Origin of the sequence: Xenorhabdus taiwanensis, assembly GCF_036512875.1 — a bacterium.
Classification (GTDB): domain Bacteria; phylum Pseudomonadota; class Gammaproteobacteria; order Enterobacterales; family Enterobacteriaceae; genus Xenorhabdus; species Xenorhabdus taiwanensis.
The window spans coordinates 2,238,068-2,263,820 of sequence record NZ_AP028978.1 but is presented as its reverse complement, the minus strand read 5'-3'; the positions used below and the strand labels follow the sequence as shown (position 1 = coordinate 2,263,820).

At 41.4% G+C, this 25,753-nt stretch carries 23 protein-coding genes and 2 tRNA genes; 12 read left to right on the top strand and 13 right to left on the bottom strand.

From position 1 onward, the window contains the following. The first annotated feature begins 5 nt into the window (after window positions 1–5). From ydiJ to ACE1SE_RS10105, 3 genes are all read left to right on the top strand, one after another. A complete protein-coding gene (ydiJ, locus tag ACE1SE_RS10115; RefSeq protein ID WP_374050786.1) occupies window positions 6–3,077 on the top strand; it encodes a D-2-hydroxyglutarate dehydrogenase YdiJ in 3,072 nt (1,023 codons plus the stop codon). After that, on the top strand, window positions 3,074–3,487 hold the full coding sequence (locus ACE1SE_RS10110; protein ID WP_374050785.1) for a hotdog fold thioesterase: 414 nt from the start codon (window positions 3,074–3,076) through the stop codon (window positions 3,485–3,487). The genes ydiJ and ACE1SE_RS10110 overlap by 4 nt, the downstream gene beginning before the upstream one ends. Before the next feature lie 166 nt (window positions 3,488–3,653). Continuing rightward, entirely contained in the window at window positions 3,654–4,613 is a 960-nt protein-coding gene (locus tag ACE1SE_RS10105) for a L,D-transpeptidase family protein (protein ID WP_374050784.1), read from the top strand. 94 nt (window positions 4,614–4,707) lie between these two features. On the opposite strand, the gene ACE1SE_RS10100 is transcribed toward ACE1SE_RS10105, so the two are convergent. The 5 genes from ACE1SE_RS10100 to ACE1SE_RS10080 all read right to left on the bottom strand — a co-directional run bounded on the left by ACE1SE_RS10100 (window position 4,708) and on the right by ACE1SE_RS10080 (window position 8,993). Next, window positions 4,708–4,944, bottom strand: coding sequence for a major outer membrane lipoprotein (locus ACE1SE_RS10100; RefSeq protein WP_374050783.1), 237 nt, complete (start codon window positions 4,942–4,944; stop codon window positions 4,708–4,710). A gap of 401 nt (window positions 4,945–5,345) precedes the next feature. After that, on the bottom strand, window positions 5,346–6,755 hold the full coding sequence (pykF, locus tag ACE1SE_RS10095) for a pyruvate kinase PykF (protein ID WP_374050782.1): 1,410 nt from the start codon (window positions 6,753–6,755) through the stop codon (window positions 5,346–5,348). Between the two features lie 516 nt (window positions 6,756–7,271). Continuing rightward, a tRNA-Val gene (locus ACE1SE_RS10090) sits at window positions 7,272–7,348 on the bottom strand. Between the two features lie 34 nt (window positions 7,349–7,382). Then, window positions 7,383–7,459: transfer RNA gene (locus tag ACE1SE_RS10085), tRNA-Val, on the bottom strand. 160 nt (window positions 7,460–7,619) lie between these two features. Then, window positions 7,620–8,993 carry an MATE family efflux transporter gene (locus ACE1SE_RS10080; protein ID WP_374050781.1) on the bottom strand — a complete coding sequence of 458 codons (1,374 nt, stop codon included), beginning with the start codon at window positions 8,991–8,993 and terminating at the stop codon, window positions 7,620–7,622. A 308-nt stretch (window positions 8,994–9,301) separates the two neighbouring features. Between ACE1SE_RS10080 and ACE1SE_RS10075 the strand changes: the two genes are divergently transcribed. After that, window positions 9,302–9,946, top strand: coding sequence for a riboflavin synthase subunit alpha (locus tag ACE1SE_RS10075; protein WP_374050780.1), 645 nt, complete (start codon window positions 9,302–9,304; stop codon window positions 9,944–9,946). A gap of 78 nt (window positions 9,947–10,024) precedes the next feature. Here ACE1SE_RS10075 and cfa read toward each other — a convergent pair whose 3' ends face one another. Together cfa and punC are read right to left on the bottom strand one after the other, a co-directional pair. Then, window positions 10,025–11,176, bottom strand: a complete 1,152-nt coding sequence (gene cfa / locus ACE1SE_RS10070; RefSeq protein ID WP_374050779.1) for a cyclopropane fatty acyl phospholipid synthase — start codon at window positions 11,174–11,176, stop codon at window positions 10,025–10,027. 310 nt (window positions 11,177–11,486) lie between these two features. Further along, window positions 11,487–12,674, bottom strand: coding sequence for a purine nucleoside transporter PunC (gene punC, locus ACE1SE_RS10065; RefSeq protein ID WP_374053643.1), 1,188 nt, complete (start codon window positions 12,672–12,674; stop codon window positions 11,487–11,489). A gap of 123 nt (window positions 12,675–12,797) precedes the next feature. Here punC and punR point away from each other — a divergent pair, with 123 nt between their 5' ends. Beyond that, window positions 12,798–13,706 (top strand): DNA-binding transcriptional activator PunR, encoded by a 909-nt coding sequence (gene punR / locus ACE1SE_RS10060; RefSeq protein WP_374050778.1) that lies wholly within the window; start codon window positions 12,798–12,800, stop codon window positions 13,704–13,706. A gap of 3 nt (window positions 13,707–13,709) precedes the next feature. Here punR and purR read toward each other — a convergent pair whose 3' ends face one another. Together purR and sodB are read right to left on the bottom strand one after the other, a co-directional pair. Beyond that, window positions 13,710–14,735, bottom strand: a complete 1,026-nt coding sequence (gene purR / locus ACE1SE_RS10055) for an HTH-type transcriptional repressor PurR (protein WP_189760909.1) — start codon at window positions 14,733–14,735, stop codon at window positions 13,710–13,712. Between the two features lie 508 nt (window positions 14,736–15,243). Continuing rightward, a complete protein-coding gene (sodB, locus tag ACE1SE_RS10050; RefSeq protein ID WP_374050777.1) occupies window positions 15,244–15,822 on the bottom strand; it encodes a superoxide dismutase [Fe] in 579 nt (192 codons plus the stop codon). A 360-nt stretch (window positions 15,823–16,182) separates the two neighbouring features. Between sodB and ACE1SE_RS10045 the strand changes: the two genes are divergently transcribed. After that, window positions 16,183–16,557 carry a Grx4 family monothiol glutaredoxin gene (locus tag ACE1SE_RS10045; protein WP_374050776.1) on the top strand — a complete coding sequence of 125 codons (375 nt, stop codon included), beginning with the start codon at window positions 16,183–16,185 and terminating at the stop codon, window positions 16,555–16,557. Window positions 16,558–16,627: 70 nt separating this feature from the next. On the opposite strand, the gene rnt is transcribed toward ACE1SE_RS10045, so the two are convergent. Together rnt and gloA are read right to left on the bottom strand one after the other, a co-directional pair. Beyond that, complete coding sequence (rnt, locus tag ACE1SE_RS10040) at window positions 16,628–17,278, bottom strand: ribonuclease T (RefSeq protein WP_374050775.1); 651 nt, start codon at window positions 17,276–17,278, stop codon at window positions 16,628–16,630. Window positions 17,279–17,455: 177 nt separating this feature from the next. Next, window positions 17,456–17,863 carry a lactoylglutathione lyase gene (gene gloA, locus ACE1SE_RS10035; RefSeq protein WP_374050774.1) on the bottom strand — a complete coding sequence of 136 codons (408 nt, stop codon included), beginning with the start codon at window positions 17,861–17,863 and terminating at the stop codon, window positions 17,456–17,458. A gap of 243 nt (window positions 17,864–18,106) precedes the next feature. Between gloA and ACE1SE_RS10030 the strand changes: the two genes are divergently transcribed. After that, on the top strand, window positions 18,107–18,346 hold the full coding sequence (locus ACE1SE_RS10030) for a DUF1289 domain-containing protein (protein ID WP_374050773.1): 240 nt from the start codon (window positions 18,107–18,109) through the stop codon (window positions 18,344–18,346). Window positions 18,347–19,023: 677 nt separating this feature from the next. Further along, window positions 19,024–19,461, top strand: a complete 438-nt coding sequence (slyA, locus tag ACE1SE_RS10025) for a transcriptional regulator SlyA (RefSeq protein WP_374050772.1) — start codon at window positions 19,024–19,026, stop codon at window positions 19,459–19,461. A gap of 83 nt (window positions 19,462–19,544) precedes the next feature. Here slyA and ACE1SE_RS10020 read toward each other — a convergent pair whose 3' ends face one another. After that, window positions 19,545–20,018: an outer membrane lipoprotein gene (locus ACE1SE_RS10020; protein ID WP_374050771.1), complete on the bottom strand. Its 474-nt coding sequence runs from the start codon at window positions 20,016–20,018 to the stop codon at window positions 19,545–19,547. Window positions 20,019–20,370: 352 nt separating this feature from the next. On the opposite strand from ACE1SE_RS10020, the gene anmK reads away from it, so the two are divergent. From anmK to pdxY, 4 genes are all read left to right on the top strand, one after another. Next, entirely contained in the window at window positions 20,371–21,480 is a 1,110-nt protein-coding gene (gene anmK, locus ACE1SE_RS10015; RefSeq protein WP_374050770.1) for an anhydro-N-acetylmuramic acid kinase, read from the top strand. A 104-nt stretch (window positions 21,481–21,584) separates the two neighbouring features. Further along, window positions 21,585–22,238: a pyridoxamine 5'-phosphate oxidase gene (gene pdxH, locus ACE1SE_RS10010; RefSeq protein ID WP_374050769.1), complete on the top strand. Its 654-nt coding sequence runs from the start codon at window positions 21,585–21,587 to the stop codon at window positions 22,236–22,238. A gap of 224 nt (window positions 22,239–22,462) precedes the next feature. Then, a complete protein-coding gene (tyrS, locus tag ACE1SE_RS10005) occupies window positions 22,463–23,734 on the top strand; it encodes a tyrosine--tRNA ligase (RefSeq protein WP_374050768.1) in 1,272 nt (423 codons plus the stop codon). A gap of 105 nt (window positions 23,735–23,839) precedes the next feature. Then, window positions 23,840–24,718 (top strand): pyridoxal kinase PdxY, encoded by an 879-nt coding sequence (pdxY, locus tag ACE1SE_RS10000; protein ID WP_374050767.1) that lies wholly within the window; start codon window positions 23,840–23,842, stop codon window positions 24,716–24,718. Between the two features lie 58 nt (window positions 24,719–24,776). Here pdxY and fabI read toward each other — a convergent pair whose 3' ends face one another. Next, window positions 24,777–25,565, bottom strand: coding sequence for an enoyl-ACP reductase FabI (fabI, locus tag ACE1SE_RS09995; protein WP_189760283.1), 789 nt, complete (start codon window positions 25,563–25,565; stop codon window positions 24,777–24,779). Between the last annotated feature and the right edge of the window lie 188 nt (window positions 25,566–25,753).

The window sequence follows — 25,753 nt, the reverse complement described above, 5'->3', positions numbered from 1 at the left end:
AGCCAATGATCCCACGTATATCACAAGCCCCCTGTGTCAGTGAACTGGCACAAAACTATTTGACTGCACTGAAAGAGGCGGGTTTTACCGGAGACACCGGTAGTAGCTATGCCGATAGGCTGACTATGGCGACAGATAACAGTATTTATCAACTGTTACCACAAGCTGTTGTATTTCCTCGTTCCAGCGCCGATGTTGTACTGCTGACAAGAATAGCAGAAGAGGAGCGTTTTAAGGCTCTGACATTTACCCCACGCGGCGGGGGAACTGGCACGAATGGGCAATCACTTAACAATGGTATTGTGGTGGATATGTCCCGTTATATGAACCGCATTCTGGAAATCAACCCAGAGCAAGGGTGGGTAAGGGTAGAAGCCGGTGTTATCAAAGATCAACTTAATCAATATCTAAAACCTTTCGGTTATTTTTTCTCCCCAGAACTTTCAACCAGTAATCGTGCTACGTTGGGCGGCATGATCAATACGGATGCTTCTGGTCAGGGATCGTTGGTTTATGGCAAAACCTCGGATCATGTACTGGGTGTACGTGCTATTTTATTGGGAGGGGAAATGTTAGATACCCGTCTTATGAGCACAACATTAGCGGAATCGATTGCTCAAGAAGAGAATATCGTTGGTCGTGTTTATAAAACAGTATTGGAACGTTGCCGTGAACAACGGAAATTAATCATTGAGAAATTCCCTAAACTTAATCGATTCCTGACGGGATATGATTTGCGCCATGTATTTAGCGACGATATGCAGTCTTTTGATCTCACCCGTATTTTGACGGGTTCTGAAGGTACTCTGGCCTTCATTACTGAGGCGACACTGGATATCACACCGTTACCTAAAGTCAGACGACTGGTAAATGTCAAATATAACTCCTTTGATTCTGCCCTGCGTAATGCCCCCTTTATGGTTAAAGCCAAGGCGCTCTCAGTTGAGACGGTAGACTCTAAGGTACTTAATCTGGCGCGTGAAGATATCATCTGGCATTCAGTGAAAGAATTGATTACTGATGTGCCTGATAAGGATATGCAAGGCCTGAATATTGTTGAATTCAGTGACAATGATGAACAGAAAATTGATCAGCAGTTGCAGGAGCTTTGCTTACGCCTTGATGAATTGATGGAAAAAAATCAGGCGGGCATTATTGGCTATCAGATATGCCATGATTTGAGGGATATTGAGCGCATTTATGCCATGCGGAAAAAATCCGTTGGACTATTAGGTAACAGTAAAGGTCCAGCTAAACCCATTCCATTTGTCGAAGATACCTGTGTTCCTCCTCAACATCTTGCCGATTATATCGCTGAATTTCGCCAGCTTTTGGATAATCACAAACTGAATTACGGCATGTTTGGACATGTAGATGCAGGTGTTTTGCACGTGCGTCCTGCATTGGATATGTGTGATCCTCAACAGGAAATCTTGATGAAACAGATTTCTGATGAAGTTGTTCATTTGACGGCCAAATATGGGGGTTTGTTATGGGGAGAACATGGGAAAGGTTTTCGGGCAGAATATAGCCCCGCCTTTTTTGGTGAGGTCTTGTATAACGAACTGCGCCGAATAAAAGCGGTGTTTGATCCACTCAATCGGCTAAATCCGGGGAAAATCTGTCCTCCAATTGGAGTCGATGCCCCAATGATGAAAGTTGATGCAGCCAAGCGCGGAACTTACGATCGCACTATTCCTGTCAATGTGAGGACTGCATTTCGCGGAGCAATGGAATGTAATGGTAATGGATTATGCTTCAATTTCGATGTCAGAAGCCCAATGTGTCCATCAATGAAAATCAGCCAGCATCGCATACATTCCCCCAAAGGCAGGGCGACCCTGGTGAGAGAGTGGTTGCGGCTTTTGACAGAGCAAGGGGTTGAACCCAAATTGTTGGAGCATGGGTTGGATCAAACGCGTCCCAGTTTGCGGGGACTGATTGAGAAGACACGTCATAGCTGGCGCGCATGGCGAGGTGAATATGATTTTTCACATGAAGTTAAAGAGGCAATGTCAGGTTGTTTAGCCTGTAAAGCTTGTTCAACACAATGTCCGATCAAGATCGACGTTCCTTCGTTTCGTTCACGCTTTTTAGCGTTATATCACAGCCGTTATTTGCGCCCATTGCGTGATCATATTGTTGCTAATGTTGAACACAGTACGCCATTGATGGCAAAAGCACCGCGAGTATTTAATTTTTTCCTGAAACAACCGTGGGTGCAAAAAATCAGCCAGCATACCATTGGCATGGCCGATCTGCCGTTACTCTCCTACCCGACATTGCAACAACAACTTGCTGGTCATTATGCAGCAAGGACAACGCTGGAACAGTTGGAAGGTCTATCATCATTACAGCGTGACCAACATGTGCTGATTGTTCAGGATCCTTTTACAAGCTATTACGATGCGAAAGTGGTGACTGATTTTGTCTTGCTGGCAGAAAAGTTGGGATATAAACCGGTCTTATTGCCATTTTCACCTAATGGAAAAGCACAGCATGTCAAAGGGTTCTTGAATCGATTTGCTAAAACCGCAGGGAAAACGGCTGACTTCCTTAATCGGATAGCGCACCTGAATATTCCTATGGTAGGTGTCGATCCTGCTTTAGTTCTGTGTTACCGAGATGAATACAACGCTATTCTCGGTAAGCAGAGGGGGAATTTTAAAGTTCAGTTGGTACATGAATGGCTAACCAGCATTCTGCCGGAAACAATATCACAAGAGAAAAACGTTAATTCAATGTCCAGACATGACTGGTATCTACTTGGACATTGTACCGAAGTGACAGCATTGCCTAATAGCGGTAAACAGTGGGCTGATATCTTCTGCCATTTTGGTCATCAATTGAATCATGTCAGTGTCGGGTGTTGTGGCATGGCGGGTACATATGGCCATGAAAAGAAAAATCTGGAGAGATCCATTGGCATCTACAAGCTTTCATGGGCTCCGGCACTGAAAAATCTATCCTTAGAACATTGCCTGAGTACAGGGTACTCGTGTCGTAGTCAGGTGAAGCGCGTAGAAGGAAAATTACTTAAACATCCATTACAAGCCTTATTGGAGATAATGCCGTGATTTGGAAACGTAATATAGATGTAAATACACTGAATCAATTTAATGGTGAGTGTATGGTAAAACATGTAGGGATCGAATTTACCCAACTTGGCGATGATTTTATCGAAGGAACAATGCCAGTTGATCAACGAACTAAACAGCCATTCGGGATCTTGCACGGCGGAGCTTCTGTGGTATTGGCTGAAACACTCGGCTCGATTGCAGGTTATCTCTGTTCGGAAGGCGAACAGAAGGTGGTGGGAGTAGAGATTAATGCTAACCATCTTAAATCCGTTCGTGAAGGTATAGTTAAAGGGGTTTGTAAACCTGTCCATCTTGGCCGCTCACATCAGGTCTGGCAGATTGATATCTACAATGATCAGCAACAATTATGTTGCACATCTCGCCTGACAACGGCAGTTTTATCTTAGCTATCCTACCTGTTTTGTTGTCTTTTGTTCCTGTCAGTATTTGGCTGGCGGGAACAGCTGGATAATATAATCCTCTCTTTGATTACTACGAATGAGATAGAATAGTTTTGCAAAATAGGCTATTAATTAACCACAGACATTTAAGTATCCTTTTCAGGAAGCACGTATGAAGCGATTTTTAACTGTTATCGGCATGTTCTTGATTGGCATGTTGTCGTTAAGTGGATTGACTAATATCGCCCATGCTATCGAGTATCCATTGCCTCCTGCTAATAGCCGTCTGATTGGCAAAAATTCTACCTATATTGTGCCTGATGACGGGCGCCCGTTAGAATCCATTGCAGCCAAATACCAAATAGGATTACTGGCGATGTTGGAAGCCAATCCTGGTGTTGACCCTTATTTACCTAAATCTGGCACTGAGTTAATTATTCCATCACAGATGCTGCTTCCAGACACTGTTCGTCAAGGAATTATTATCAATCTGGCCGAACTTAGGCTTTATTATTACCCTGAGGGAAAAAATTATGTTGTTGTGTACCCGATTGGAATAGGTCAGCTTGGGCGCAACACGCCGACTATGACAACGTCAGTCAGCCAATTGATTAAGAACCCGACATGGACACCCACCGTTAATATTCGCAAGGATTACGCTAGTCGGGGAATTATTTTGCCTGCCGTCATACCCGCAGGTCCAGATAATCCAATGGGAGATTTTGCCCTGCGTTTGGCCGCTGGGCGTGGCGAATATCTGATCCATGGTACCAATGCGAATTTTGGCATTGGTATGCGTGTCAGTTCAGGATGTATTCGTTTGCGGCCTGATGATATCGAAGCTCTGTTTCAGACTGTTCCACGAGGAACGCGTGTCCAAGTTATTAATGAACCGGTGAAATATGCCACAGAGCCAGATGGTAAGCGTTATGTGGAAGTTCATCAGCCGCTTTCTAATAAAGAGACAGATGACCCACAAACAATGCCTATCCCACGTTCTGAAGGCTTAGTGGAATTCATTAATAATCGTGAAACAGATGAATTCCGTGTTGATCAAGCCATTATTCGTCGTTCAGGAATGCCAGTGCAGGTGAATCATCAACCAGGGTCAATTTATCAACCTGAAACCTGAGAAATTGGGAAATATAATAGGGTGATAAGCAGAAATAGAAATGGCGTACCATTGTACGCCATTTGTTATCAACAATTTCTACCTACTATAAAGATTATTTCTTGTATGAACGAACTTGGTTATCAAGGCGCTGATTCGCGCGAGCAGCTTCGTCTCTGGCTGATTGTACATCAGAACGAATAGAACTGAGATCATTGCTCAACTGGTCAACTTTAGAACCGAGAGTTTGAACCTGAGAGGCAAGTTGTTCAACTTTAGTTGCGCTTGAGCAACCCGCTAACAGAGTAGAAGCCAGAATTACTGCACCAAATACAACTTTAGTACGATTCATCACATTACCCTCTAGATTAAGTTAATCTCCAAGTAGCCATCTAAGTATTACACAAACTATTTTAGAAAGAGAACAAATTTTTGCTACGAAAAAATTTAGCATAAACTAAAGTGTGACTTATCTGTTTAATTATTTCGATAATAAAAGGATGATTGGGGCAATATTGTTAAATTAGCATGAATTATTGTTATATAAAAGATCAGCAGATCTAAATATAATTGAGTAAAAATAGTAAAATATTCTTGTACTGATCAGCATTTTGAAAGAAGAATATTAATTTGTAAAGTTCACTATGATGATGGTGCACTATAGAAATATCAGAAGCCCAATTTGCATAATACAAATATGGGCTTCTTTATGATCACAGTACTGCCCAAGCTTAGGCAGCGCTGTTGTTTAGCTTATAGCACGTGAACAGAGGAAGTGTTTGTGGTGCCACTTGGCACTAATGCACCGGAAACCATGACAACGATATCCCCTTTGTCTGCCATACCACTTGCTAATGCAGCTTCTTTACCAATACGATAAAAATCATCGGTAGAGGCGATTTCTTTGACAATCTGAGTGGAAACACCTTTGACCAACAGCAATTGACGAGCAGTGATTTCATTCGTTGTTAACGCAAGAATTGAGGCATTAGGGAAATATTTGCGAATAGATCTTGCAGACTTACCACCATATGTTGCCACGACAATTAACGGAGCTTCCAATTTTTCTGCAATTTCAACTGCACCACGGCACACAGCTTCAGTAACACGCAGCTTCTGAGTCCTGGTATGCTCAATTTTGCTGCCCATAACGCGATCTGTACGTTCACAGATTGTTGCCATGATGGAAACAGCTTCAACAGGGTATTTTCCTTTCGCACTTTCACCAGAAAGCATTACCGCATCGGTACCATCTAAAATAGCGTTAGCAACGTCACCGGCTTCAGCGCGGGTAGGACGTGGGTTTTTGATCATTGAATCCAGCATTTGGGTCGCCGTGATAACAACCTTACGAGCTGCATTACATTTTTCGATCATCATTTTTTGTGCGAAGATAACTTCTTCTACCGGGATTTCAACACCCAGATCACCACGGGCAACCATAATACCGTCAGACGCTTCGAGAATTTCATCGAAGTTATTCAGACCTTCTTGGTTTTCGATTTTAGAAATGATTTGGATGTGTTCGCCGCCATGAGCTTTCAGGTGCTCACGGATTTCCAGTACATCTGAACGTTTACGGATAAAAGATGCGGCAACGAAATCCACGCCTTGTTCACAACCGAAGATCAAATCCTGTTTATCTTTTTCTGCCAGTGCAGGCAGGTTGATAGAAACATTTGGCAGGTTAACGCCTTTGTTTTCACCCAAATCACCGTTATTCAATACCTCACAGATGACTTCAGTCGCGGTAGTTTCTTTAACTGTCATGGCGATCAAACCATCATCAACCAATATGGTGTTTCCTGGTTTCAGATCTTCTGGCAGACCGACATAAGTCACAGCGACACGCTCTCGATTGCCAATAACAGATTTATCTGTTGTAAAGGTGAAAGTTTGGCCCGCTGTAAGGGAGACGTCGTTGCCATCTTCCAGCTTCATGGTGCGGATTTCAGGGCCCTTAGTATCCAGTAAGATGGCGGCTTTTTTGCCAGTTTTTGCTACGACCGCGCGAATGTTTTTAATACGCTGACCATGCTCTTCGTAGTCACCGTGAGAAAAGTTCAGGCGCATCACATTCATACCAGCATTAAGCAGTTCGGTCAATTTCTCTTCGGATTCTGTTTTTGGCCCGATAGTACAAACAATTTTGGTTTTTTTCATGACAATCTATCTACTGATTTAATGGATTAAAAGAGTGAACCGCTAGCCATTCACATTTATGCCCGCATCATCTGGTGTTTTGAGTTGCGCAACATAGTGAAAAATGGATAGCAACAGAAAGTGAATAGTAGTAAGAGTCAAACGGTTTTTCAGCGTGAAATTCGGTATGTGCAGATATGCGGATTTAGTTCGACTAATCATCTGTAATTTTTTCTGGATTCGGTAAATTAATTAGCTGAAACCATTCAACTTATGACATAGGCGTATTATAGAGACTAATTTCTGTGAAATGAATCAAAAAATAGCTCTTGAAAGGATTTCCATACAGAAAAGAGGAGATAGTCATAGTTCATAATGAAAGAAATCAGAGAGTTGTTGCGCAAATAAAATAAATTGAGTTTTTAATACACAGGCAGATAGGGCAACAATATAGTTCATGAGTACAAGAGGGTATTGGAATGAAAAAATTGGGAAAAGGTAACTGGGCTAAAAAGGTGTGAAGTGATGAATTAGATATGGTGCGTCCGAGTGGACTCGAACCACCGACCCCCACCATGTCAAGGTGGTGCTCTAACCAACTGAGCTACGGACGCACATCAAGATTCTGTTTTCTGTCAACCGGATATTTGGTGCGTCCGAGTGGACTCGAACCACCGACCCCCACCATGTCAAGGTGGTGCTCTAACCAACTGAGCTACGGACGCAATCTAAATTTCTGTGGCAGACAACGGGGACGAATATTAACGGGCACTGAGTCTTCTGGCAAGGGGAAAAATGCAAATTCTTGTTCAACTGCTCGCATTTACATCTTTTAGCATGAATTCGCAGCTTTTTCCCCTTGTGCTGATAATTTAATATACTGAATTAACGAGTAGAACGTTTCAGAACATAATGGGCTGGCTGTTTTTGTGTCCATAGAATACGGTAACCCATCATGAATGCTGATGCGGTTAAACCGATAATAAACCCAATCCAGAAACCCTGTGGTCCCATCGGCTTAGTGACATAATCAGTCAATGCCAGAATATAGCCACTGGGCAGTCCTAAGAGCCAATAAGCAATAAAAGTGATAAAGAAAATAGAACGTGTATCCTTGTATCCGCGCAATACCCCTGATCCAATGACCTGAATTGCATCGGAAAGCTGGTAAATAGCAGCAAACAGCATCAAGTGGGAAGCAAGAATAACGACCTCAGGGTTATCGTTGTACATAAACGCAATGTGTTTGCTGAACAATACCGTGAAGGTCGCTGTCATACAGGCAATAATTAAGCCAACAATAATACTCGTATATGCGGATATCTTAGCCCCTTCTGTTGATTGTTGGCCCAGGTTGTAGCCAACGCGAATGGTGGCTGCTATTCCCAATGACAGAGGAAACATAAACATCATGGAGCTGAAGTTGAGTGATATCTGGTGCCCTGCAACGGCCACGACACCGAGTGGAGAGACCAACAACGAGACGACAGCAAACAGAGTAACCTCAAAAAACAGAGCTAAAGCGATAGGCAGGCCAAGCAGTACAATACGTTTTTGCGTATACCATTCAGGTCCCACAAATTTGTTGAATGTTTGGATATCTTTTTGGGAAGGAGAGTGCTTCACATAGGCAAGCAGCAACAGGAACATAACCCAGTAAACGCTTGCCGTTGCAACACCACAACCGACACCACCTAATGCAGGCGCACCAAATTTACCGTAAATAAAAATATAATTAATGGGAATATTGACCAGTAGTCCGGCAAGGCCTATAACCATTGCTGGTTTGGTTTTCGATAATCCTTCACACTGACCACGTAAAACTTGATAAAACAAATAACCTGGCGCTCCCCACATGATGGCATGGATAAATTCCGTGGCTTTTTGTGCCAATACAGGATCGACGTTATGTTGTGCTTCTATAATAAATCGGCTGTTATACAGTACTGCGATGGTCAAGATAGAGAGGAAGGTTGCAAGCCAAAATCCTTGCTGAATTTGGCCTGAAACATTTTTTCTCTGGCCAGATCCATTCATGTGTGCCACGATTGGTGTTAAAGCGAGCAATAAACCTTGACCAAACAGAATGGTTGGCAGCCAGATTGATGTACCAACAGCAACCGCTGACATTTCAACAGCACCAGCTTTACCAGCCATAACGGTATCGACGAAACCCATCGCAGTTTGTGAAAACTGTGCGATGACGACAGGGATCCCTAAAGCGAGCAAACTACGCGCTTCATTTAAATATTTCTGCACGTACTACACCTTTTTTGATTGAAAATTAACGAGAAAAACAAGAAATATTTTTGCGAGCAAACGATGTTAATGGAAAATATATCGCTTATAAGCTGCCATATTGTATAGGACTCATTTTATTAATCCAATCATTGCACGATATTTATACTCAACATGATTGAAGCAACACTCAACTGAAACTAAACTCAACCAAAATAATGTATTAAATAAAATGGTATTTAAACAGAGTAATGTTTAAACGAAATGATGTTTAAAAGTAGTGAGTGAGTTAAACTAATCAGCCAGATAAAATTATTAAAGAGGTTCCCATGTTTACAGGTATCGTTCAGGGAAAAGCACCGATAGTTGCTATTGATGAAAAAATGCATTTTCGGACCCATGTTGTTAAATTTCCGGCTGAATTATTATCCGGAATTGAAACGGGAGCTTCTGTTTCTCACAACGGGTGTTGTCTGACTGTAACTAAGATCGACGATGATTTAATCAGTTTTGATTTAATGAAAGAAACATTGCGTTTGACCAACCTTGGCGAACTTAGGGTAGGTGATTTAGTTAATCTGGAAAGGGCTGCTAAATTTGGTGATGAAATTGGTGGGCATTTGATGTCCGGTCATGTTATTACAACAGCAGAAATTGCCAAGATATTCACTTCTGAAAATAACCATGAAATATGGTTTCGAATTCACGATAAACAGTTAATGAAATATATCCTGCATAAAGGATTTGTTGGTATTGACGGGATTAGCCTAACAATTGGAGATGTAGTGAATAATCGCTTCTGTGTTCATTTAATTCCAGAAACGTTGGAACGTACAACTTTGGGAAAAAAACGTCTCGGTGAAAAGGTCAATATTGAAATTGATCCACAAACCCAAGCAATTGTAGATACCGTTGAACGGGTAATGTCTCAAAAAGAACAAGAAAAATTATTGTCACAGACTGAAGAACAATAAAAAATTTTCCTGATTCGATAAAACACGAAAGCTACAGAAATACGATTTCTGTAGCTTCAGGCATTCTGTTATGGGCCACTATCTAGGTACTCTCAATCCTTTTTCAATGCCTCGCAGACTAAAGACTATCTGCCATAACTGTATATCTCTTGCACGGAATGCACCTGCACAAGCGTTCAGATAATAACTGAACATCCGTTTGAAGCGTGGGCTATAGTTATGTTCTATTTCATGCCAGCTGGCGATAAATCGCTCATACCATGCCATTAATGTCCGATCATAATCAGCCCCAAAATTGTGCCAATCTTCCATGACAAACTTTCCGGTAGTTGCTTTGGCAATTTTGGCGATCGAGGGTAAGCAGCCATTGGGAAAAATATATTTGCTGATCCATGCATCAGAACCTAATTTATCAATATTGGAACCGATGGTATGGAGAAGGAACAGACCATCAGGTTTTAAGTTCTTTTTCACTATATCGAAATAATTATCATAATTTTTGGGGCCTACGTGCTCAAACATGCCGACAGATACAACACGATCAAACTGAAGGTTAAGGTTTCGGTAATCTTCAAGGATAATTTTTACATTTAGATCCTTGCAGCGTTCCTGTGCATACTTCTGTTGCTCGGCTGAAATCGTTACTCCTGTGACAGATACACCGTAGTTTTCTGCTGCATAGGCGGCCAAACCTCCCCATCCACAACCGATATCCAATAAAGTCATGCCTGGGGACAGTTGTAGTTTTTCGCAAATCAGGCGCAGCTTATGGGACTGTGCTTCTTCCAGTGTGTTGGCATCTTTCCAATAACCGCAAGAATATTGCATGTGAGGATCAAGCATCCGAGTAAATAGGTCATTGCCTAAATTATAATGTTCCTCACCTACAATCCAGGCACGTTTGGGTGATTGTAAATTAAATATACGAGAGATAATTATCTTGAAGATATCCTTGACATTTTTAGGGATTCGATGTTCTAAACCTGCCTGTAATACTTTGTAAAAGAAAATATCAAGGCGATCACATTCCCACCAGCCATCCATATAACTTTCACCCAGACCCAGAGAGCCTTCTTTCAATACGCGCTTATAGAAGTCAGGATTTTTAATACGTATGTCGAAAGGGCGCTTGCCATTGATATCAATATCAGTTTCCTGAAGCAATTCATGGGCGATCCTATGCCAAGGATCAGTGATTATTTTTTTACCTTCAACGAAAGACGAACTCATATACTCTCCAACATTTGTGTGATGGAATTTTGAGGTATCACTTTGTAGCTGATTTTTATTATATAAAACCTCGAAGGTTTATTGGGAAATAATATAGAACTTGCATTGAAAAGCACATATTGCCTATTCATCCTGAAATTAAATAGAGCGTCAATGCTCTGAAGGACCTCAAATTCCGAGTTTTTAGAATAATGAATCCGTATGAGTATATGAGTGAAAAGGTATTTAAACAATCATCTAAAGGTCACATAATGGCATAACCTTTAGATAATAATGTTCTTAACTATTATTTTTTGGAAATTTATTGTATTTATACTTGGTGGTTTTTTTCAATGCCTTGTTTTTGCAGCCAATAACCGACAGACATTGGAACAACCGTAAGCGCCATTATTGTTGTCGTCGATAAAAGAGGGTATTCCATAAATACAGAGACGATCATACTCGCCACAAAACAGAGGCCCAATTGCAGGGCATTTTGTAATGCAGCCGCTTTACCACTATTCTGAGGATAAACAGACAAAGCATTTGCTACTGCAATTGGATAGGATGCCCCATTCATTGCCGCCATCACACAAAAAGGAATAAGAATGGCTATAAATGAAGGTTCACTTAATATGGAAATCAAAAAAATAATGATCATGCTTACAGCGTAGCCTACCAACAAAAATGGGAATATCGTTTCACTTTTTACTTTTTCCAGTAAGATACGGCAACCATACCCACCAATCATAAATGCCAGAGTTTGGGGAATATAACTTAAGCCAATATCGGTAGGATCATAACCCATATCTTTCAAAATTGTCGGTGAACCCGTTAGCCAGGCAAAAAAACCGGCACTGCAAGATGCGTAGATCAATACATTTCCGTTAAAAACCGGGGAAGTTAATAACGTAAAGAAAGAAACTGCCTTTTTATCAGCGTGGGTTTCGATATTAGTATGCTTATTGGTCAGAAAAAATGTTGGTATTAACAGCAATATCGTTACGATCATTAAAACAAGGAAAATAACTCTCCAACCATTATGTGTTAATAACCATGCGCCCAACAAAGGAGCAAGAGCAGGGGAAAGAGCCACCAAAGGCATGATCATGGCAAAAACACGTTTGGTACGCTCTGCATCATATCTGTCGACGACCAAAGCCTGCCAAGTCACCGCAGCGGAACAAACGCCAACCGCTTGCATAAATCTCAATACCAGTAACTGGATCGGGCCCGTTATCCAGAGCATACCTAAACAACTAATGGAAAACAGGGATAGGCCGATAATAAGAACGGGTTTTCTGCCTAAACGGTCAGACAATTGACCCCATAAAAGTTGTGCAAAAGCAAATCCGGCTAGAAAAATGCTAAGGCTCGCACTGATCGCATTAGTTGATGTGCCTAATTCTGCTTTCATTGCATCAAAAGCGGGCAGATACATATCAATGGCCAGATAGCCTAACATGCTTAAGCCCGCGAGATAAGACATAAATGGAATAGAGTTTTTATTTGTTGTCATTGTGTTAATAATTAGGTTTTGTAGTGGATAAGGAAATAGTTGGCTTATTTTATATAGCATGATTTTTACTTGTGAAACGGTAATATTTGCACCATGCTGTGAAAAAATTTGAAAGGAAGATATATGTGGTCTGAATACTCTCTGGAAGTCGTTGATGCTGTTGCCAGAACAGGAAGTTTCAGTGCGGCTGCATCAGAGCTTCATCGTGTGCCTTCTGCTGTCAGCTATACGGTAAAACAGCTTGAAGAATGGCTGGCAGTACCCCTGTTTGAACGTCGTCATCGTGATGTCGATTTAACAGAAGCGGGGATAATTTTTGTCAAAGAAGCGCGTTCTGTTATCAAAAAAATGAATCACACTCGGCACCAGTGCCAACAGGTTGCCAATGGTTGGCGGGGACAATTTAGTATTGCGGTTGATCAGGTCGTAAAACCAGAGCGAACGCTGCGGCTAATTTTGGATTTTTATCGCCATTTTCCAGATATTGAATTACTTATCTATCCTGAAGTTTTCAATGGCGTGTGGGATGCTCTGGTGGATGGACGAGTGGATGTCGCCATCGGAGCGACACGTGCTTCCCCTGTTGGTGAGCGATATAGCTTCAGGGATATGGGATTCATGCCTTGGCTGTGTGTAGCCAGTCCTGAACATGAACTGGCAGTAATATCGGGAAAATTGAATGATGACCAAATGCGGCCTTATCCCAGTTTATGTCTTGAAGACACCTCACGTAGTTTACCTAAGCGTGATACATGGGCTTTGGATAATCAGCGGAGACTGATTGTCCCTGATTGGGATGTTGGACTAAGTTGCCTGATCGATGGATTGTGTGTGGGTATGGTGCCCAAACATCGTGCGCAACCGCTGATCCGTAAAGGCAAGTTGATTACACTTGAACTTGAACAACCATTGCCTGACAGCCCATGTTGCTTAACATGGTCGCAAAAAAGCCATTCACCGGCATTAAGCTGGTTACTTGATTATCTGGGGGATAGAGAAACGCTTAATGCCGAATGGCTGCAAGAAAATTAACCGTCAGCGGCGATAGTCGATAAAAGGTCCATCCGCAACAGAGCGCCGTTCAACAAGGCGTGGGTGGACTTCGATAGTTTGTGCATCCTCACGTTTATTGACGATCCTGTCCAGTAACATTGAAAAGGCCATTTGTCCTAAACGCTCTTTGGGTTGGTGGATGGTTGTCAATGCTGGCGTAAAATAGCGGGCATTGCGAATATTATCATAACCAATGATTGAAATATCTTGTGGAACGCGCAATCCCAACTCATCAGCTGCACATATTGCTCCCATAGCCATGACATCTCCACCACAAAAAACAGCAGTTGGACGATGTTTTTGATTCAGGATTTTGTACATGGCTTGATAACCGGATTCAGGTTCAAAATCACCTTGTACAATCCACTCATCCCGAATAGCGATATTGGCTTCTTTTAGTGCCTTGAGGAAACCCTGATGGCGCCCTCCTCCAGTATTTCTTGCCAATGGCCCAGGAATAGATGCAATATCACGATGACCACGTTCAATGAGATAACGGCCAGCCAGGTAACCACCATGAAAGGCATTATCAATAATTGCATCGGTAAAATCGCCTCTGGATTCTCCCCAATCCATGACCACCATAGGAATATTACGATAGCCTTCCAGCATACTCAAAAGTTGCTCAGGATATTCTGAACACATTACCAGCAAACCATCTACTCGTTTTTGTGCCAGCATCGCGAGATAAGCTTTCTGTTTATCAAGGTTGTTATGAGAATTACATAAAATCAGGGTATAGCCTTTGCTATAGCAGCTATTTTCAACCGATTCTATGATCTCAGCAAAGTAGGGTGCTTCACTTGATGTTGCCAGTAATCCAATGGATTTGGTGTGGTTAACTTTCAAGCTGCGGGCAACGGCACTGGGAGAATAGTTCAATTCTTTAATAGCGGCCCAAACTGCGGCCTTTGTATCTTCGGCGACGAAACGGGTTTTATTGATAACGTGGGATACGGTTGTGGTCGAAACACCAGCGCGTTTAGCCACATCTTTAATCGTTGCCATGAAAAAAGGACTCCTGACCTTCTGGTCTAATTTATATACCCTTTATCTTTCTTGTCGGGTATAGCTATTTGTTAATCGTTTACCAATATATTTATATACAGGGTGGTGGTTGGCAATAATTTAGCGGTAAACCTCGAATTTTGTCTGATCTAGCTCAAAAGTGAAAGCAATAATCGATGCTATAAAGGGTATGGACTAAATATTGCGGTATGATTTTTAGATAATATGGCAAATAACCGCTTAAAATTTAGGATGTTGAAGTGTCTTAATTTTCACATTGAGGATGTTCTATGGATACAGATCTGAAATTGGGATTATTGGCCGCCAGTAGTGCATTAATCATGATTGTTTTTCTGGGGAGCCTCTGCCTGCTCTGATAAAGATCTAAAAGAAGAATCTGTAGTCTCACTTACTTTAAGGGCGGGTTCTCCAGCATACGAAACTCTGCGAATGAAGGAAAACCTGCCCTTATTATTTTATTTCAAGCTAGTATTAAGAATGAATCTTATTAAGCCAGATTTTCTTCAACAAATTTCCAGTTGACCAGAGCCCAGAAGTGTTCCAAATATTGAGGGCGAGCATTGCGGTAATCAATGTAGTATGCGTGTTCCCAAACATCAACGGTCAGCACTGGCTTATCTTCGCCAGTCAATGGGGTTGCTGCATTAGATGTGTTCACAATAGCCAGAGTGCCATCAACTTTCTTGACTAACCAAGTCCAGCCTGAACCAAAGTTTTTCAGGGCTGCATCAGTGAACTGCTGTTTGAACTCAGCAAAAGAGCCGAAAGCATTGTTGATGGCATCTGCTACTTTTCCGGTTGGTTCGCCACCACCATTTGGTGACAGGCTATGCCAGTAGAAAGTATGATTCCAGACTTGTGCAGCGTTATTGAAGATGCCGCCTTCAGATGTTTTGATAATTTCTTCCAGAGATTTTTCGGCAAATTCAGTATCTTTAACCAGATTATTCAGGTTTACAACATAAGTGTTGTGGTGTTTGCCATAGTGGTATTCCAGAGTTTCTGCAGAAATGTGTGGTTCCAGGGCATCTTTGGCATAAGGTAATGCTGGTAATTCAAAAGACATTGCATGCTCCTTTTTAATATCGGGTTTTTGGCTCCACAAACCATGGCTTAGACATTAACCATGGGCAGAGCAAATTTAAGCTTATTATCGTGTTACTATTTTGATAATTATCTTAACAACTTTTTTGCTAAATAACAGGGAAAAAGATGCTATCACGCTGCGAACTGGTGCAGAACTGAACTTAACATGGATTGAATACAGTCAGTTGGAGTGAAAATATTGAATGATCCTTGCTGCAAGTCATGGCAAAAATTTGCCATATAAAGTTCACGGTAGAAAAATTAGCGTAGAAAGTGGTATTCTGAATCAATCTTTATCTTATGTTGATAAATAGCGCGTGCAGTTTTTAAGGAAGCAAAAATGACTAATACAAACACTAACACGGTTACTGATACAACGGCTGATGCAGTTATTGACAAAATCGAACGTCAGATCAGAGAAAACCCGATTCTGTTGTACATGAAAGGTTCACCAAAATTGCCAAGCTGTGGTTTCTCTGCACAGGCAGTTCAGGCTTTATCAGCTTGCGGTGAGCGTTTTGCTTATGTGGATATTCTGCAAAATCCAGATATCCGTGCTCAATTACCTAAGTATGCCAATTGGCCGACTTTTCCTCAGCTTTGGGTTGATGGTGAGTTGGTGGGAGGTTGTGACATTCTTGTTGAGATGTATCAACGCGGTGAGCTACAAACACTGATCAAAGAGACTGCCGACAAATACCGTGAGCAGGAATAAGGTCAGTTATTCATCTGAATAATAGCTACTTTCATAGCCCCATATTTTAACAGGTATGGGGCTGGCTTTATTAGGATTCGCAGTTAGCGCTATCAGCAGGTGGTAGCGGCCAACCACCCAGACGTTTCCAGCGATTAACCAGTTCACAGAAAAGCAGGGCAGTTCGGTCAGTATCATAAAGAGCGCTATGGGCCTGATTGCTGTCAAACGGAATTTCCGCTGTGATGCAGGCTTTGGCAAGAATTGTCTGGCCAAGAACCAAGCCACTGAGTGCAGCGGTATCAAAAGTAGCGAACGGATGGAATGGATTGCGTTTCAAACCGGCACGTTCAGCAGCAGCCATGACAAAACTGTGATCAAAATTGGCATTATGGGCGACCATAATTGCACGGTTACAATTCGTGTCTTTCATGCCTTTGCGGATCATTTTAAAAATTGCGTGCAAGGCAGTATATTCACTGACAGCGCCTCGCAAAGGATTTGTAGGATCAATGCCAGTGAAAGCGAGAGCGGCAGGATCAAGATTAGCTCCTTCAAAAGGCTCGATATGAAAATGCAGTGTATTGGCAGGTGTTAGCCAACCCTCTTCATCCATTTTTAAAGTAATTGCAGCAATTTCAAGTAAAGCGTCTGCACGCGCATTAAAACCAGCGGTTTCGACATCAATGACAACGGGGTAGTAGCCACGAAAGCGTCCACTTAGCATATTTTGATTAGACATCTGATTTTCAGTTCTTAGCTTCAGGATTCTGTTTTTGATTCTGTAATAGCAGGTATTATGACAAAATTTGGTGTGTTCTGCAGAAGTAATGCTTATCCGCAGGGGAATTAAAGGGCAATATGCCCTTATTTAAGTCTGTAATTAATTTCTAATATAACTCGATAGCTATTGATAGAGTTAGTTGCCTAATGCATTGCTGGCACTTGAATTTTCGATGAGTTCAATTTTATATCCATCAGGATCTTCAACGAATGCAATGACGGTTGTTCCTCCTTTAACTGGCCCTGCTTCGCGAACCACTTTCCCGCCAGCAAGTTTGATGCGTTCACAGGTTGCTGCAACATCATTAACACCTAAGGCGATATGTCCAAATGCAGTTCCCATTTCGTAGTTTTCAACATCCCAATTATAGGTTAGCTCAATAACTGCGCCTTGACTTTCATCGGTATAACCAACAAACGCGAGAGAATACTTATACTCTGGATTTTCGCTGGTGCGAAGTAAACGCATACCCATTACCTGAGTATAGAAATCAATCGAGCGCTGCATGTTGCCAACACGGATCATAGTGTGGAGTAAACGCATGATTACCTCTTGATATTTATAGTTTTATTGCGAAATTTAGCTTTGTTACCAAAACTTGGCTCACATATCTGCATATGGTTGGTTAAAACTATAACGTGTATAGATCAAATAATTCAAATTATCCGGTTTGTTTACCTTTGGTTGTTACCATTTTATTTTGAAATGACATAGGTGAAGTTTATACTGGTCAATAAATGGCCTTATTATGGGAATGTTTGATAAACTTGGATATAGGGGGATGAGATGGCTGAACAATTAGAATTTTTTGCTATTCCAAACCCTTGCCGGGGAGTTTGTGAATCTGATCCCCGTGGTTTTTGCCGAGGATGTTATCGTAGCAGGGAAGAGCGATTTATATGGATGAAATTATCGGATAGTGAAAAAAGAGAGATATTGCGGTTATGTCATCAGAGAAAGCTAAGATGGATGGGGAGAAAAGAAAAGGAAAGAAATATTATTCCAAGACAACCCGATTTATTTTAATTCCACTCTAAATTGGCTAAAAAATATCATTTATATGAATTATCGTTTAGGATGATCGCAAAAATAAGAAATATTACTAGCAATAAATGATATGTTATTTATATTACATTTCTTTTATTTGACATAAGTCATTTCAAAATATCACGTCTGTTATCTGTCTTAATCATTTCAGTAAAAATTTTTTATTAAAGAATTACTTATTGAATAAAAAACAAACAATTTCATTATCTTATTGTTTTTTATGTTTTTTATTTTGATATTATCAATCTCTGTAAGAGAAAAATGATATTAATGTAAAAATATATAGATTAGTATTTGGATGGCGGTTATTCTTATAGAACTTTAACCGAGTTGAAATGTATATATTTGGGGGATTGTACTTTTTTTGTTGATATTTAAACTTACAATAGTTTAGTTGAAGGATTATTTTATACAGTTTATAGCGTTGGTGGATTAATGCGCGATTTTATTCGGTGCACCGTACAATTTCGCTCTTTAGGGCGACGAAAATGTCAACTTTGAGTAACAAGCCAACGCGATACTAATTAGGTAATTAGCGAAATTGCTGACTCTGCTAATGTAAGCATGATATAGAGTGCGTATCCATTATTCACATGAATAAGCTGATTGGATAATTCATTGATGTTATATGAGTCTCTAATTATAAGGAGGGGTAATTGGAATTGACATTGGGATCAGATCTGGCACGTTTAGTCCGTATCTGGCGCTCTTTAATTGATCATCGTTTGAAACCGTTGAAATTAACTCAGACGCATTGGGTTACTCTATACAATATTAGTCAACTACCACCAGAGCAATCCCAGATACAGCTCGCAAAAGCTATTGGTATTGAGCAACCATCTTTGGTGAGAACGCTTGATCAATTAGAAGAAAAGAAACTGATTACACGCCACACATGTGCCAATGATCGACGTGCAAAAAGAATCAAATTAACTAAAGAATCGGAAAACTTTATTAGAGAAGTAGATAGTGTTATTGGTTCGACGAGAAAAGAAATTTTGGAGGGAATTACTCATGATGAGTTAATTCTGCTTGCTTCTGTAATAAAGAAAATTGAAAAAAATATTAACCAATTGCACAAACAGGTAATATAAAAATTAATCTATAATAATGAAATCGCGGCCCAGATCTTGTTACTGATAAGCCGCGATTTTTTATCTTGCGTTATTTAAACATTTTAGAGAGGTGATACAGTCAAAGAATCTCCGCTGTTTGCGATCCTGACACGTTGCCCTCTGCTGAATACGATGCTGTCTAATTTTTGTACTATGATGATATTTTTTCCGCTGTCCATACGAATTTCTAGCTCAATACCTTTCGTTTGGTCTAAAGCACCTTCGATTCTTTGACCAGCTAAGCCGCCAGCAATAGCACCCGCAGCTGTGGCAAGCCTTTGACCAGAACCATCACCTACTGTATTACCTAGCAGTCCTCCCAAAACAGCACCACCAATGAGGCCTAACATATTAGGATCACCAGCTTGCTTGCCTTTAATCGTGATGGGGCGTACAGATAGAATGGTGCCATAAGTCACAGTTTGAGCTTGTTTGGCTTGACTAATAGAGTAAGTATCACTAGAAAGTGCTCCCATGTCTGCACAGCCAGACAACGTGGTTACTACAACTGCGCCAACCAGGAAACGTTTTAACATAATCACTCCTAATTTTAATGCCCGATAGGGAAGCTTGAGAATAAACTTATCACCAGGTATTCGGCTACTATTCTCAGTAGTAGATACTATTGTTAGCAGCAGAACTAATAAAATTTGCCGGCTACTAATAATGCATATTTACATATAATAAATGTTCACGATGAACTCTGAAAGGAATAATTCCTGACCAAAAGTTTAGCATGTTTTGTGAAGAGCTTTCCAAAACTCAGATTTTATCTCTGATAATGATCATTAAACATATATAGTCCGAATAGATGTGTTTTATAGTTTACGCAAAATTAAATGTAATCCACATGTTAAATGTGAACCATTATTTCATAGAGGAGTATTTATGAAGTCAGGACGTTATATTGGTGTGATGTCTGGCACCAGCATGGATGGGGTTGATGTTATTTTGGCGGAAATTAGTGATAAAATTGTTACTCAACAAGTGAGTTATAGCCATCCTTTTCCGCAAGAGCTTAAGCAAAAATTGCTATCCATTTGTCAAGGGCAGCAGACGACATTATCAATGGTCGGAAGATTTGACTATGAGCTCGGCACTCTCTTTGCGGAAGCTGTTCAAGGGTTACTGAATAAAGCAGGGCTGACTGCAAATGATATTATAGCAATCGGATGTCATGGGCAGACCGTATGGCATGAGCCGGATGGTGAAAAACCTTTTACCATGCAAATCGGTGACAATAACCGTGTAGCAGCACTGACCAATATTACAACGGTCGGTGATTTCAGACGGCGTGACATGGCTTATGGTGGACAGGGAGCCCCTTTGGTACCGGCATTCCATATGGCTGTGTTGGGCCATCCGACAGAAAGGCGTATTATTTTAAACATTGGCGGAATAGCAAATATCTCAGCACTTCTGCCTAACTCAGCCGTTAAAGGATATGATACCGGACCGGGCAATATGCTGATGGATGCCTGGACATGGCGGCATAAGCAGTTGCCTTACGACAAAGATGCACAGTGGGCCAGTGAAGGTACCGCTAATGAATCTTTACTTCAGAAAATGCTTTCTGATCCCTATTTCGCACGTACAGCACCGAAGAGTACAGGGCGTGAATATTTTAATATGTCATGGTTAGAAAAACAGTTGGCTGATTTCCCTGATGTTGCACCAGTGGATGTTCAAACTACATTAGCTGAACTGACGGCTGTAAGCATTGCTCAGCAAGCTATGCTAAGTGGTGGGTGTGATCGTCTTTTGGTATGTGGCGGCGGGGCGCGTAATCCACTCGTGATGAATCGGTTATCGGCTTTATTGCCGGATACTGAAGTGACTACGACAGACAAATATGGTTTGAGTGGTGACGATATGGAAGCACTGGCATTTGCCTGGCTGGCATTCCGAACAATGTCTGGATTGTCTGGTAATTTGCCATCAGTCACAGGGGCAGATAGAGAGACGATTTTAGGTGCAATTTACCCGGTTGTCAGATGATTGGTTGGATAATGATCAGTTAACAGATGATCATTATTAGAAGACCGTTAGCTAACAAATAACAATGATATGCTAATACTCATTAATAAATTGAGAGTTTAGAAATGTCAGAAAATAATGAAATAGATATCGCAGAACTGCGCCGTGAATATATACGTGGTGGGTTAAGGCGAAAAGATCTTACTGAAGAACCGATTGAACTTTTTGAACGTTGGTTAAAGCAGGCTTGTGAAGCAAAGCTCATCGATCCGACGGCAATGTGTATTGCCACGGTAGATGAGTATGGGCAGCCTTATCAACGCATTGTTTTATTAAAGCATTTTGATGCTAATAACTTGATATTCTATACCAATCTTGGCAGCCGCAAGGCAAAGCATCTGGCTCAGAATAACCGGATCAGTCTCCACTTTCCGTGGCATCAATTGGAACGACAGGTCAGTTTTCTTGGCAGAGCTGAGCGTTTATCTCCGGTTGAAGTTGTAAAATATTTTCATAGCCGTCCCAAGGATAGCCAAATAGCCGCTTGGGCTTCCCAGCAATCCTCAAAGATTTCAGCCAGAAGCATTTTGGAAGGGAAGTTTTTGGAGTTGAAACAGAAATTCCAAAATGGGGAAGTACCTTTCCCTAGTTTTTGGGGCGGATTCAAGGTCAAATTTGACTCAGTTGAATTTTGGCAGGGCGGTGCCCATCGTCTTCATGATCGTTTCCTGTATCACCGTGATGGTGATAAGTGGAATGTTGACCGTTTGGCTCCTTAAATTGCAAATTACAGCCAATGAGGCAGGAATTTGCAAAGTAAGGGAAATAATTACTGTTTTTAATACTGGCACTTATATGACGGGCGTTTTATGCTATAGCACTTGATTTATCACGAGATGCTTATATACCAATAAGGTTCAAGTTGCAGCGTAACTAACAAGGCGGCAACGTGAAAGAAGAGTATAGAAATATAAGCAAAGTATACAAACTGATGGAGTCATTAATGTCTAGCAATAACCTGATTAAGCAACTGCAAGAGCGGGGCCTTGTTGCCCAGGTAACGGATGAAGAGGCGTTAGCGGAGAGACTGGCGCAGGGTCCGGTTTCTCTCTATTGTGGCTTTGATCCTACCGCTGACAGCTTGCATTTGGGCCATCTGGTTCCCTTGCTGTGTTTAAAACGATTCCAACTTGCTGGGCACAAACCTATTGCGTTGGTTGGTGGGGCGACAGGTTTGATTGGTGATCCAAGCTTTAAAGCAACTGAACGCAAATTGAACACAGAAGAAACGGTCAAAGAGTGGGTTGAGAAAATTCGTAACCAGGTTTCCCCGTTCCTTAGTTTTGAGGGTGAAAATGGGGCAGAGTTAGCCAATAACTACGATTGGTTTGGTCAAATGGATGTGCTGACTTTCCTGCGTGATATCGGTAAGCACTTTTCCGTCAACCAGATGATCAACAAAGAAGCAGTAAAACAACGTCTTAACCGTGATGATGTTGGTATTTCGTACACTGAGTTTTCTTATAACCTATTGCAGTCTTATGACTTTGCAAATTTGAATAGAAAATATGGTGTTGAATTACAACTTGGTGGCTCAGACCAGTGGGGTAACATTACTTCAGGTATTGATTTGACGCGTCGCTTAAACCAGAAACAAGTGTTTGGCGTGACTGTACCACTGATCACCAAGTCAGACGGAACTAAATTTGGTAAGACTGAAGGTGGTGCGGTTTGGTTGGATCCGAAGAAAACTAGTCCGTATAAATTTTACCAGTTCTGGATTAATACAGCAGATGCAGATGTTTATCGTTTCCTGAAATTCTTTACTTTCATGAGTATAGAAGAAATTAATGCGCTGGAAGAAGAAGATAAGAACAGCGGTAAAGCTCCACGTGCCCAATATGTATTGGCAGAACAAGTTACTGGTCTGGTACATGGCGAAGAGGGGCTTGCAGCGGCGAAACGTATCACTGAGAGTTTATTCTCAGGGGCGATTGCTGATTTGACCGAAGAAGATTTCGCTCAATTGGCACAAGATGGAATGCCGACAATAGAACTTGAAAAAGGTGGGGATCTGCAACAAGCACTGGTCACTGCCGAATTTGTTCCTTCCCGTGGGCAGGCTCGCACCATGATTAGCTCTAATGCAGTTTCCATCAACGGTGAAAAACAATCCGAACCTATGTATGTATTTACGGATAATGATTGTTTATTTGGGCGTTATAGTTTATTACGTCGTGGTAAGAAACATTATTGCCTTATCAATTGGAAATAATTAACTGATATTATTAAGGGCAACGATAATGTTGCCCTTAATGTATCTGGTGTCTTTATAAATATTATCTATTCATAAATTAAAAATAATAAACTAGGCCTTATCATGAATAATGTTCTTTCAATTCAGTCTCATGTTGTTTTTGGTCATGCAGGAAACAGTGCGGCTGTTTTTCCGATGCGTCGTATGGGGGTGAACGTATGGGCATTAAATACAGTCCAATTTTCAAACCATACCCAGTATTCCCAGTGGCGTGGTTGTGTAATGCCGCCGGAACATTTAACTGAAATCGTGCAGGGAATTGGTGAAATTAATAAACTCGCATCCTGTAATGCAGTCCTGAGTGGTTATATTGGTTCTGCAGAGCAGGGAAATTATATCCTTGATATCGTGAAGCAGGTTAAAAAAGCCAACCCTGATGCATGGTATTTCTGTGACCCTGTCATGGGACATCCAGAAAAAGGGTGTATAGTTGCTCCAGGCGTTGCTGAATTTTTATGTGATAACGCATTGCCTGTCAGTGATATTATTGCACCTAATTTGTTGGAACTTGAAACATTGACGATGCGGAAAATTGGCAGTGTAGAACAAGCAATATCTGCTGCGCGTGAGTTATGTGAAAAAGGACCTAGGTTAGTATTGGTTAAGCATTTGAGTCGTGCAGGTTATCAGGCGGATTGTTTTGAAATGCTTTTGGTAACTAAAGAACATAGTTGGCACGTTAGCCGTCCATTAATTGATACAGGGGCACGTCAACCAGTTGGTGTTGGTGACTTAACGAGTGGTTTGTTTCTCGCCAATCTATTGAAAATCCCTTCTTTGACAAATGAAGCATTACAAGCTGCTTTAGAACATGTTGCAGCTTCGGTCTACGAAGTGATGCTGGAAACGCAGAAGAGTGAGGAATATGAATTACAGATTGTTGCCGCACAAGACAGGATAGTGACTCCAGAACATCAATTTCATGCTGTCAGAATAGACTAATATAGTAAAAAACAGTCCCACCCATAATATTATGGATGGAACTGTTTTTAACATACTATTACTTTAACTCTAACTCATTCATGGCCGCGATACTAAAGCCACCATCAACATGCAAGATCTCACCGCTAATACCGCCAGCCAGATCTGAACACAAGAAAGCGGCAGCATTACCGACATCCTCTGTTGTCACTGTGCGGCGAATAGGTGTAACCGCTTCACAGTGTGCCAGCATCTTACGGAAGTCTTTGATACCAGAAGCGGCCAGAGTACGAATTGGGCCAGCAGAGATACCATTAACACGAACACCTTCAGTACCCATTGCATTTGCCATATAACGCACATTTGCTTCCAGAGAAGCTTTCGCCAGACCCATGACGTTATAGTTAGGAATTGCACGCTCAGCACCCAAATAACTCAAGGTGAGCAGGGCAGAGCCCGGATTTAGCATATTACGGCAGACTTTCGCCATTGCGACAAAGCTGTATGCGCTGATGTCATGAGCAATTTTGAAACCTTCACGATTAACAGCGTTAACATAATCACCATCAAGCTGGTCAGCTGGCGCATAACCGATAGAGTGAACAAAACCATCGAATTTAGGCCATACTTTGCCTAATTCAACGAACAAGGCGTCGATACTTTCATCCTCAGCCACGTCACATGGCAGAACGATATCTGAATTCAGTGATGCGGCGAATTCTTCGACACGAGGTTTCAACTTGTCATTTTGGTAAGTGAAAGCCAGCTCTGCTCCTTGATCGTGCATTGCCTTGGCAATTCCATAAGCAATAGACAGTTTGCTGGCGACGCCAGTAATGAGAATGCGCTTGCCGGTCATGAAACCCATAGCAGTATCCTTATTGTTCTTTATGATCAAAATTGTTCTTTGTGATCAAACACCAAAAGTCATGGAAAAACAGAAATAATAAATTTCTAACCATGACTATGGTATTTATGGTGAATAAACGTGGATGATTCTACCATGCCGGAGGAAAATGTGGTGAGTTTCCCATTCTGTTCCGATCAGTGATTAAA